The sequence below is a fragment of the Nitrosomonas sp. genome (assembly GCF_021731985.1).
GTDB lineage: Bacteria > Pseudomonadota > Gammaproteobacteria > Burkholderiales > Nitrosomonadaceae > Nitrosomonas.
Map to the genome: position 1 here is coordinate 1 of NZ_JAKFWH010000026.1, position 10988 is coordinate 10988.

The 10988-nt window shown below is 46.3% G+C and carries 7 protein-coding genes and 1 pseudogene; 5 read left to right on the forward strand and 3 right to left on the reverse strand.

Annotation, left to right across the window (positions count from 1 at the left end):
* Positions 1-350: aminopeptidase (locus tag QZ942_RS03105; protein WP_292993185.1), on the reverse strand; the 350-nt coding region annotated here is incomplete at its 3' end.
* A gap of 370 nt (positions 351-720) precedes the next feature.
* Here QZ942_RS03105 and QZ942_RS03110 point away from each other — a divergent pair.
* Positions 721-1071: a DUF3579 domain-containing protein gene (locus QZ942_RS03110; RefSeq protein WP_292993186.1), complete on the forward strand. Its 351-nt coding sequence runs from the start codon at positions 721-723 to the stop codon at positions 1069-1071.
* 92 nt (positions 1072-1163) lie between these two features.
* Here the strand turns inward: QZ942_RS03110 and QZ942_RS03115 are convergent, their stop codons facing one another.
* Positions 1164-3239 carry a di-heme-cytochrome C peroxidase gene (locus QZ942_RS03115; RefSeq protein WP_292993187.1) on the reverse strand — a complete coding sequence of 692 codons (2076 nt, stop codon included), beginning with the start codon at positions 3237-3239 and terminating at the stop codon, positions 1164-1166.
* 223 nt (positions 3240-3462) lie between these two features.
* Here QZ942_RS03115 and QZ942_RS03120 point away from each other — a divergent pair, with 223 nt between their 5' ends.
* Genes QZ942_RS03120 through QZ942_RS03130 form a run of 3 tightly spaced genes read left to right on the forward strand, consistent with a single transcriptional unit; the run spans position 3463 to position 9071 of the window.
* Positions 3463-4731 carry a TolC family protein gene (locus QZ942_RS03120; protein WP_292993188.1) on the forward strand — a complete coding sequence of 423 codons (1269 nt, stop codon included), beginning with the start codon at positions 3463-3465 and terminating at the stop codon, positions 4729-4731.
* Positions 4728-5882, forward strand: a complete 1155-nt coding sequence (locus QZ942_RS03125) for an efflux RND transporter periplasmic adaptor subunit (RefSeq protein ID WP_292993189.1) — start codon at positions 4728-4730, stop codon at positions 5880-5882. Before QZ942_RS03120 ends, QZ942_RS03125 begins: the two co-directional genes overlap by 4 nt.
* 3 nt (positions 5883-5885) lie before the next feature.
* The gene (locus tag QZ942_RS03130) at positions 5886-9071 is read left to right on the forward strand and encodes a CusA/CzcA family heavy metal efflux RND transporter (protein WP_292993190.1); all 3186 of its coding nucleotides are present in this window, start codon (positions 5886-5888) and stop codon (positions 9069-9071) included.
* Between the two features lie 108 nt (positions 9072-9179).
* Here QZ942_RS03130 and QZ942_RS03135 read toward each other — a convergent pair whose 3' ends face one another.
* Positions 9180-10493, reverse strand: coding sequence for a transposase (locus QZ942_RS03135; RefSeq protein WP_292993191.1), 1314 nt, complete (start codon positions 10491-10493; stop codon positions 9180-9182).
* Positions 10494-10827: 334 nt separating this feature from the next.
* Here QZ942_RS03135 and QZ942_RS03140 point away from each other — a divergent pair.
* Positions 10828-10988: pseudogene (locus QZ942_RS03140) on the forward strand (IS5/IS1182 family transposase); the annotation flags it as partial.

Below are 10988 nucleotides of genomic sequence, written 5' to 3' on the forward strand. Positions count from 1 at the left end.
ACAAAACACCATTCTTTGAGTTTCATGGAAAGCTCCGGCGAGGCAAAAACATTCCATACTACGTAGGGGCGTTCTAAATCCGCATAACTGGTATAGCTCAAGTTATCCGGTAACTTCAATTCACGACTGGCGAATTCACGCAACTGAACGATTTTATTCAGTGATTGCTTTAGTTTTGGATCTGTTTCGGGGTGGGCAAGAATTGTACTAATCGGTTGCGCACGGTGTAGAACATTAAAATGCCCATCGACGGCTTGGGCATAGTAAGAAAGATTGGCGCAAGCACCGAGCCAGATAGCCTGACTTGCAATCATAGCAAGTCTTAAGTTAATTGAAATTTGCAAAGCCACGTTAGCTCCTAATGAAATAGAAAAACTAAGATAGGGAATAAAACAGCTTACTTATTTTTAATTTTTCTTAAATAATTTGGTTGTAACAGACAATCAATGTGATCTATCTCAGTTGTAAAACATCAGATCCTATTTTCCCTGGTTAATTCCATAGTTACTTCCCCATTCTATTGGAAATTGTCTCTATTTTTTTAAAGCTATGCCGTAATAACCATTAGGATTTTAAAGAAAAGAAGATTCTTATCATGAATTCTACGCATGATCGCAGAAAAATTTACCAAATTATTCCGGGACACCCGTCCAAAAAAACTGTTATGGCCTCAGTTCATGCTGTTTCTCAACTTTTATTTTTCTTATTGTTGCAATGCATATGAAGTCTGAACCTGAAGAGTGCTTGATTCTGGGTGTTATCCCAAATGGCCGGCCATTTCGTCCGAGTGACTGGTCAGAGAGGCTCTGTGGGGCCCTTGCCAGTTATGATAACCATGGGCGTTGGGTATACTCGGAGCATGCTCAGCCGATCATACATGAGGGGCAAGTGGGCGTGCGGGTAAAAACAGTGTTAAAAAACAGCAATCCGGGTGCCTACAAATTTATTATGGATTTTGCCTGTGACAACCAGCTCAAAGTGGTATCGAGAAGAAAAGTAATTTACCTGAATGAGCCTGCAGCGGTTCCAGAAGTAGCATTGTCGGTACGAGAGCTGAAACTCGCGTTATGAATGCGTCTTTTGGAAATGAGTTTTTCAATTAGATATCTGGGGTCTTCGGCAGTAAAAGCAGATGGAATCATAAGCATTTCTCCTTATGTTGCTTATAAAGACTTAAGGTACTCCAGCAAGTCCAGCCGTTGTTCTTTAGTCAATGCCGGTAGAAATGTTTCATCCGGCTGTGGTGCGCGGCCAGAAGCATACTCATGCCCGCCGTTGTTATTACCCCAAATGCTGGTACGAAACAAGAAACCATCGTAGCCCGTCGATTTTAAGCCAACTTTCTCCACATCAAACTCACGCGAACCGGCAATAAACTCATCCGGTCGATACTCACCCTCTATCGGATCACCGACTTGTCTTTTGGGTAAAAGCAGATCATACAGTGTTGGTACTGAACCATTATGTAAGTATGGGGCGGTTGCCCAGATGCCGTTGAGTGGACGTGCTTTATAAGCCATTACCGAAGCAAAAGGTTTGGCCGTCGTATCGGGCGTGTAGTTTCCATTTTTAAGAGAAGACCGCACTTCGTTATCAAAAAATGTATAGGCAAAATCATACGATCGCTCTACCCACCGTCGTATAAACCATTTGTCGCGATCGGGTGTGGTGACAACATTGCGCGTAGCGGAGGTCAATAGAGCGACCGCTGGTGCTTGATGTTGCAATAAGATGTTTCCGGTACTGACACTAACATATTGATTCTTTAGAATGCCGCTATAGCCGGTAAATTCTATGCTGTTTGCAGCCATTTTAGAATCCGTTCCTACGGAAGAGACTGAAATCATTTTAGCGACGACGCGGCGATTAGGGTCTGACCGATTTATTTGACCATGGCACGATGCGCAATATTGAGCAAATAATTCTGCACCCCTAGTCAATCGTGTGTTGTCGAGCTTGGGCAAAATATGTTCAGGCCAAAGGGGTGAGGTTAATTTGCGCAAATGGTTTTCTACTCGACGCAAATTTCGGATATCGATGGAGGATTGGAAATCAATATGCTTAGAACCAAGTCCTTGTCCGCCGAGCACTGAAGATAGGGTGAAACCATCTTTTTCCTGCCAATCCAGCGTGCCGAATACGCCGATCAATTGGCCTGCATTACGCGCCATTGGACCTAGCCCACTGTTCTCGACTCTGCCATTCCATTGAATATAATCATGCTGTGGAACATCCCATAGAAATGGGTAACTGACCGGGGCATCAGCCGGATTATAGATTTTATTGCGTAATTTGATGATTTGCTTATCAGTCAAGTATGCTTGGGTTCGTTCGATAACATGGTCGCGATCATTGCTGCTAAGCACTGGTTCAATGCCAGCCATCACCTTAGCCAGTTCAGCCGGAGAAAGTATTTCAACCAGTAATTCGCGCAATTGTTGCGCACTCATAATGTGTTCGAGCACACGGTTATAGATACGTCCAAATGCATCCAATCGCGCATAGCCATATCGGGTTAACGGGCGCTTGGTGTCACGGGGCGTATTAATGATGTTATACGTTTTAATACGCTGAGCATATTTCTTGAGATCGGCTAATACTTCGTTTGCGTTCTCATAGTGGCCTTGTTTTATTACATGAGTAACAAAGCGATCAAGTTTTTCCGGAGTCTCTAAAGTAGCATACAGCGCCGCTGCCAAATCGATCATGAAGGATTCCATATCTGAATTCGCCGGGCCACCATCAATACGAATTCCAGTGCCGGCATAATTGATCTGGGTTGTATGGCAAGCAGCACAAGTAAATCCCATAAACGCCTTATTTCGATATTCATCTCGTACCATCCCTACGGGTAATCCATCTGGATTACTGGCAGTTGACCGTTGCGGCAGATAACCATAGCGATCAATATTCTCATCACTGCGGAACAAAGCGGACGAATCAGACTGCTCCAGCACTAGAAAAAAACTGTAAGGTAATAAATTGGAACCTTGCGTTGTATTATAGAACCACAGACTATCAGCCGCAGACCAGCCTTGATCAAGATAAACTATTTGAGAAAATTGATCGCCGAATTTATCGATACCATTTGTGATAGCGCCACGGTTAGGATCATTGTCACGCAATTCATAAGTCCGCCAGGATATTCCTGTAACAAGCCAAATAATCGCTAATACGCTGAGAATCAGTATCAAAAGCTTTATCGGGTAGAGATTGTGATGTGAGGGTTTTGAATGCATATGGATTAATGTTCTTGTTCAGCAATCATTCAGGATTGTTTTGGTAAATTCCGGGCTTTTGTTAATTAGCTATTCTGATTTTTTCTTCAAAATATTAATAAAAGACCTTATTATCGTTAATATTAAGATTGCTGAAACGTAATATTCCTATATTATTAGCAGCTAATTTTATGTGAAGAATATGTGAATGACATCATATCTCTGTAATAATTGAAAGGGCACTATGCAGAAATCTACATTTTGGTACTTATTACTTAGTTTAAGCTTTGCGTTCTCCTCTCCATCCACATTAGCCCAACAATCAGCCAAACTCAAAATTGATGAAATACAACGACTGGGTTTGCAAGCCAATGGTCTTGTGCTTGCTGCTCGCTCGCAAGTCGATATGGCTAAGGCAGGTGTGGTGGCCGCTTCTGCGTTTCTTAACCCTGAAGTCACTGTGACAGCTGGCCCCGATAGTAATCGTTATTCATTAGCGATAACCGGACCTACCTCTATGCAGCGCTCAGTGACGGTCAATCAACCGATCGAGAACCCTATCATGCGTAGCGCCCGTATCAGTGCATCTGAAGCAATCGTAGGTGCCAGCCGCGCCAGCTTTGATCAGGTGCGTGCCGATTTGGCCGCGCAACTGCGTGTACGTTCATATGAATTATTGCTTCGCCAGGAACAATTTGCTATGGAGCAAAATATCTATGATTTGGTCGATGATGTGCGGCGGCGTATCAAAATCAATGTCGAAAGAGGGGAAGCGGCGCGTTTTGAGCTAATCCGTGCGGATACTGAAGTACAAAACGCCGCGAATCGTAAGGAAGCAGCCCGATTGGGCGTGCAGCGCGCGCGCATAGCACTCATGCAGTTTACAGCCGGAGCGATACCTGCTGATTTTGAAATCAGTGCCTCATTAAAAGACCCCGTCAATTTGCCGCCGCTGGAGGAGCTGCGTATTCAAGTTCCTCAGGTTAATCCTGATGTGGTTCGGCTGCAGGCTGAACAAGAACGCGCTACCCAGCGGATTAGCCAGGAAAAGGCTTCGGTATTGCCGCAAATTAACGTGTTATACACCAATTATCAAGATGCGCAATTTACCTCTAATATGGCTGGTATGAGTATCCGAATTCCACTGTGGTATCGTCGTCGTGGTGAAATTGATACCGCTATTTACGATTCTGCTCGCATACGCGATACGCTCGAATTTCGCCGCTATGAAATCGGACAATTATTCGAATCGGCATGGCAGATGCTACAGATTGCACAGCGCCGAGTAGATATGTTTGAAGGCGGATTGCTTAAAGAGGCGGAAAATGCGGTAGAAGTTGCCAGAGCTGCACATCGATTCGGCGAACGCGGACTCCTCGAGTTTTTGGACACACAACGTATACTCCGGGGAATTGTAGGGGATTCCTTGCTGGCACGTTTTGATCTGCAATCCGCCGCTGCCGAAATTGACCGTCTACGCGCACACTATCCTAGGGAGTTACTTGTAGAATGAAATTCAAATTATCAGTCATTGGTTCCATTGTTATCGCAGCATCGTTGTTGACCGGATGCGATAAGGCTTCGGAAGAACAAGCTCCCAAGCAATCTACAGCAGAGCGTGATATCAACAGCATCACGGCTCGTCCCGAATTGGAAGGGCGGCTAGAAATTGGGCAACCAGCACTCATTGATCTTGCCGATAAAATACTTGTACCCAGCCGAGTTCAAGTCGATGAAGAACGAACCGCACAAATTGGTTCTTATGTTACAGGGCGTATCATCGATATGTTTGTGATACTGGGTGCTTATGTTAAAGCAGGTGATCGATTAGCACGTATTACCAGTCCGGATTTAACACAAGCACAGCTCGCCTATTTACGTGCATCATCCCGTGTTGTGCTAACCCAGAAAGCATCCGAACGTGCGCGTCATTTGCTGGCTGCTGATGTGATACCGCTGGCTGAAGTAGAACGGCGGCAATCCGAACTGGAAATTGCCCAAGCCGAGTTAAGTGCAGCAGCAGATCAACTTAGATTATTTGGAATGGGTGATCAAGAATTAAAAGAACTAAAAAAACGAGGAAAAATCTTGCCGTGGATGGATATCAAGGCAACTCGCGAAGGTTACGTGATCGCACGTAACGTCATGGTAGGTCAGGTAGTGCAACCTTCTGATCCACTTTTCCAAGTCGCGGATCTGTCGCATGTTTGGGTCGTTGGCGATGTGCCTGAGCAAATTGCTCGCGAAGTTCACTTGGAGCAACATGTCGAGATTCAAGTGCCCGCATTAGGAACTCAATTGATGGATGGCGTGATCATTTTTGTTTCCGATACGATCAATCGTTTAACCCGTACCGTGATGACCCGGGTCATGGTGGAAAATCCCGAGCGCAAGCTTAAACCGGATATGCTGGCAAATATGCACATCACGGACCCGCAACACAAAGTATTAGTGGTTCCTGAGTCGGCAATCGTTCGGGAATTAAATCTGGATTATGTCTTTATCGCATTAGGCGATAACCGTTTTCAGCGCGTGCCCGTTGAATTGGGTCCTGAAGTGGCCAATTTACGTCCAGTCATAAAAGGAGTGACGATTGATCAACGTATCGTAACCGCAGGTGCCTTTCATTTAGATAGTGAGCGTAAGCTTGCTGAACTGGAGTAGCCCATGATGGCCGCGATAGTTCGTGCAATGCTGAGACAGCGTTTGCTGGTGGTGGTGATCGGACTGATGCTATGCGCTGCAGGCGGGTTTGCTGTTAAATCGCTCACTGTGGATGCATTCCCGGATGTCACCAACATTCAGGTGCAGGTCGCTACGGTAGCGATTGGCCGCAGTCCGGAAGAGATGGAACGATTGGTTACCGTACCCGTTGAAATCGCCATGACCGGTCTGCCCGGATTAGTCGAAATGCGCTCAATGAATAAGAGCGGATTATCGCTCATCACTTTGGTGTTCACCGATCAAACCGATGTGTTTTTTGCGCGCCAATTGGTCATGGAGCGGATTATTGATGTCACCCCTCGATTGATACCCGGCATCACACCGGTGCTTGGACCGGTCTCGACAGGTCTGGGGGAGGTCTATCAATACACTATTGAACATCCCGATGATGGTACCCGAGCACTGACCGAGGAAGAATTAATTGCGCGACGTACAGTTCAAGATTGGGTAGTGCGCCCCTTGCTACGTTCGATCCGAGGTGTAGCGGAAATCAATTCCATTGGCGGGTTTGTTAAAGAATACCAAGTATACGCCGACCCCAATAAGCTGCGGCATTACGATATAACGCTAGGACAGGTTGACCGTGCACTGGCCAGTAATAACGCCAATGCCAGCGGCAATATATTGGCATTGCGCTATGAGCAATATCTGATCCGTGGCGTGGGCCTTATCGCCTCGCTGGATGATATCCGCAATATCGTGCTCAAAGAAATGAACGGTGTTCCGGTATATGTACGTGATGTGGCTGAGGTAACCTTTGGCGGTGAAGTGCGCCAGGGTGCTAGCATTAAGAATGGCGATACCGAATCAGTGACGGGTATTGTCATGATGCTGCGGGGTGGTAATGCCAAGGAAATTGTCGGTCGAATCAAGGAAAGAGTTGCTGAAATCAATGAGCGTGGCATATTACCGGATGGTTTGCAGGTTGTGCCGTTTTATGATCGTACCGATCTAGTGGATGGTGCACTATCCACCGTTCAAACTACGCTGATGGAATCCTTGATTCTGGTTATTGTGGTGTTATCGATTTTTCTGGGTACCGTTCGCACTAGTTTTGTCGTATGTTTCACACTGATTATCACCCCATTGATCACCTTCCTGGTGATGAACCATTACGGTATGCCTGCCAATTTGATGTCATTAGGTGGTCTGACAATTGCACTCGGCATGATGGTGGATCCCACGGTGGTAGTTGTTGAAAATATTTATCAGCGCCTGGGGGAAGCCAAAGATACGGGAAAGTCCAAATTTGATGTCATTGTGGATGCGGTCGCTGAAGTCGGCACACCGGTGATTTTTGGTTTAATTGTGACCGTGTTGGTATTTCTTCCTTTAATGACTCTGGAAGGAATGGAAGGAAAAACATTCAGTCCGCTAGCAATTACTATTTCTATCTCGTTATTTATCGCATTGTTTGTATCGTTATTGTTGTCCCCTGTTCTGTGTGATTATCTGTTAAAAGGCGGTAGCGAGCAGGACACTAAAGTCATTGCTGTGCTTAAAAAGGGCTACCTGGGCATTTATGATTTAGCGGTGCGTAATCAGAAAAAGACTTTGATTGTTGCTGTCTGCTCATTGGTGGTGGCATTAGTGCTGTTTCCAATGTTGGGGACGGCGTTCATTCCAATCATGAAGGAAGGCGCAGTGACTCCGGTGATTATCCGCGCACCATCCATTTCTTTGGATGAAGCCATCAAAATTGAAACCGAAGCAATGAAATTGATAGTGGCGGTACCCGGCGTCAAATCGGTTGTTTCCAAGTTGGGTCGTGGAGAAACGCCCGCTGATCCGGCATCACAGAATGAATCGGATCCGATCGCCGATCTGGATCTTATTGGATCAGGCCGTACCCAGCTGGAAATCGAAGAGGATATTCGTAAGGCCCTGGCCACGCTACCGGGTGTCAATATTGTCATCTCTCAACCAATTGCGCAGCGGGTCGATGAAATGGTCACCGGGGTACGCTCGCAAGTTGCCATCAAAATTTTTGGTGATGATCTCGAGCAATTACGCAAACTATCTGAACAAGTAGCACGTATCGTCAAATCCACACGGGGTGCCCGAGATATCCGTATTGAGCGATTATCCGGTCAGCAGGAGTTGACGATCGATATTGATCGCCGCGCCATCGCTCGTCACGGCTTGAACGTCGCTGACGTTAACGAAATGATTGCCACCGCTGTCGGTGGCAAAGCGGTTACACAGGTTTTTGAAGGCGAACGGCGCTTTACGTTGCTACTGAGATTCCCGGAAGCATATCGTCATGATGTGGAAGCGATCAAGCAATTGTTATTACGGCCTGGCAGTGGTACACCCGGTGCAACGGGGACTGATGGCGGTATGCTCATACCAATGAGTGCAATCGCAGATATCAAAGTGATCGATGGCCCTGCAATCATTTCACGCGAGTTTGCAAAACGCCGTGTGGTCATTGGTGTTAACGTGCATGAGCGAGACATGGGTGGTTTTGTCGCTGAGCTCCAAGAGCGTACCGCGAAAGAAATTAAATTGCCTCCCGGCTATTATTTCGTCTGGGGTGGTCAGTTTGAGAACATGCAACGTGCGATGGCAAAACTTTCCATCATTGTGCCGGTTACGTTAGCAGCTATTTTCTTCTTGCTGTTCATGCTGTTTAATTCGGTGAAGATGGCCGTGCTCATTTATCTGGTTTTACCCTTCGCATCGGTAGGCGGGATTGTCGGGCTCTTTGTTACCGGTCAGTATTTGTCGGTACCTGCATCGGTAGGTTTTATTGCCGTGTGGGGGACTTCCATTTTGAACGGTGTAGTGCTGATATCCTTTCTGCGGGAATTGCGCGAAAAAGGCCTGAGTGTGCAAGCAGCCGCTAGACAAGCCTGTGCGCAACGTTTCCGGCCGGTCATGATGACGGCGGCCACGACAATTCTAGGATTGGCACCTTTTCTAACGGCCACGGGATTGGGTTCTGAGGTGCAAAAACCACTCGCTATCGTGGTCATTTTCGGATTGACGACAGCGACGTTGATGACGATGGTGGTTATGCCGATGGTATATCACTGGTTTGATGATATACCCGATAAAAAAGCACCGGATCAGCCGGAATCTTTACTTGCACCGGCTATCGTGCAAAGTGCTGTTAAGGATGCCTGATTCGTTTTTTCTCAATAGTAAATAAACTAGAGTTTAGAGCGAATCCATCAGTTCAAGCTGGTAATTTTCAGCTTGAATCTGTTGATTGCTTCACTAATTTTCTTTGCACTACGTTGTGTTACGCTGTTGATGCCTATAATCTTCATTTTTGTCCCAATCAGGTGGTCTGAATTTTTTGCAAGTAGCATCCCACCACTGCCTGATCGCAACATGTCGAAAAAGAAGAGTCAATCCTCTGCGGATTTGTCCGGCAGTTTTGGGATTTTCTTTGCGCCAAGGCGTATGCTGACAAAGCGCATCGACTGTTGGGTTGTTTAAGCAACTCAGCAATTGTACTAAGCCATAGCTCACCATAGTGATATGCACCCAGCGATGTAAGGTTTTGCGTGTTTGCTGCCATGCTTCTTTCATGCCCCAAGTTTGTTTAAGTTGATTGAATATGGGCTCAATCGACCAACGCAGGCTATAGCTTTCAATCACTTGTTCCGCCGTCAGTGTGATGTCTGTGCTCAATATCAGGCTGGCTGCTTTCCATTCTCCATTGCTTCTTTCAAATTCGCACCAAACAGCATGCACTAACTGACCATCGAGAAAGCGCGCTTTGACCAATTGGCTGCGCAATCGCACGCGTTGTTCTTTGCCGTAAATCTTGAGCGTTGTGATGGTACGATGCAGTTGATCAATATGTTCCGGCGTGTATTTCTCCCCATACTTCCTACTTCGCCCTAATTCGCCGTGACGCCGGGGTAGCGGTAGATCGTAGAGGCGAGTGTCTATCCTTACCTGACCAATCACCGAAAAACCTAGCCGGGTGTTGGCGGAAATCACACGGCGCCGCATATACCAGCTATCCATCAACACATAAACCTTCAATCCTTGCAGTAAGCCTTGTATCGCGCGTACCAGCGTATTGGCCGCAATCAACTTGCCGGTATTGCCGGTGCTTGGCATCAGCCGAGATAGAATCGGCAACGCAACCGATTCACCGTTTGTCCGTTTGGCAACCATTGCCAGACTTACCCAGCATTGCCCCAGAACATATGCAGCTAGGTTTGCCTTGTTGCCGTGCTGATGATGAATCCGGCTTCCCGGCGCTTTCTTCGTTGCGCGTAGCGTCAGCGTATCATCGATCACCAGATACACCGTATGTTGCCTCAAACAAGCTAAAACCAGTCGTGCAAATTGCCGCGCCAACCCAAGCCATGACCATTTTCCATGCTGCAACCACTTGTAATAACTCGTCCAGTGGTTGCGCATATTCACCATCAAATACGCATCTGTCACAAAGCCCGTCGGTGTTAACATCGCTCCAATCAACAACTCGATAAACGTACCGATTGATCTAACGGGTAGCGCCTTGCTCAAAAATGTTATCCAATGGCACAGTTCGCTTGGGATACCAGAATATCCTTTTGCATTCATCGCGGCCTCCAGAAGTGAATGAAAATTCCTTTCTGAAGAAGGCCGCCTTTCTAAATATCTTTCAAAAACAAAGATATTTAGAAAGGCGGCAACGATTTTTATGCTACTTTGTCAAGCTTTTTTCTTATTTTCTTGGGGTGATTTACCTCCTTTGGGGCTGAAACTCTAAACTCTAGTAAATAAAGTGAATTAAAAAAACCGGATTGGAATTTCATAACTCCAATCCGGTTTTTCAGTTTAAAAGCTTAGGGAAACACTGATTTATTCGATCACATCAACTTTGGTCATAAAGGTTTGATAAAATGCATCGTATTGATAAATATGGAATAGAGCGATGCAATCAAGCTTTTCTGACCTGGAATATGCAGCAAAGAAGAAACAAACACGACGGGATCGTTTTTTGTCCGAAATCGAAGGGGTAACGCCTTGGCCCTCTCTGCTGAATGTCATTGCCCCGCACTATCCGGTAAGCGGTAAACGAGGCCATCCACCGAT

Excerpts from the sequence above, each read along its gene's own strand:
- QZ942_RS03120 (WP_292993188.1), top strand. The coding sequence starts at position 3,463 with ATGCAGAAATCTACATTTTGGTACTTATTACTTAGTTTAAGCTTTGCG.
- QZ942_RS03135 (WP_292993191.1), bottom strand. The coding sequence starts at position 10,493 with ATGAATGCAAAAGGATATTCTGGTATCCCAAGCGAACTGTGCCATTGG.
- QZ942_RS03115 (WP_292993187.1), bottom strand. The coding sequence starts at position 3,239 with ATGCATTCAAAACCCTCACATCACAATCTCTACCCGATAAAGCTTTTG.
- QZ942_RS03110 (WP_292993186.1), top strand. The coding sequence starts at position 721 with ATGAAGTCTGAACCTGAAGAGTGCTTGATTCTGGGTGTTATCCCAAAT.
- QZ942_RS03125 (WP_292993189.1), top strand. The coding sequence starts at position 4,728 with ATGAAATTCAAATTATCAGTCATTGGTTCCATTGTTATCGCAGCATCG.
- QZ942_RS03130 (WP_292993190.1), top strand. The coding sequence starts at position 5,886 with ATGATGGCCGCGATAGTTCGTGCAATGCTGAGACAGCGTTTGCTGGTG.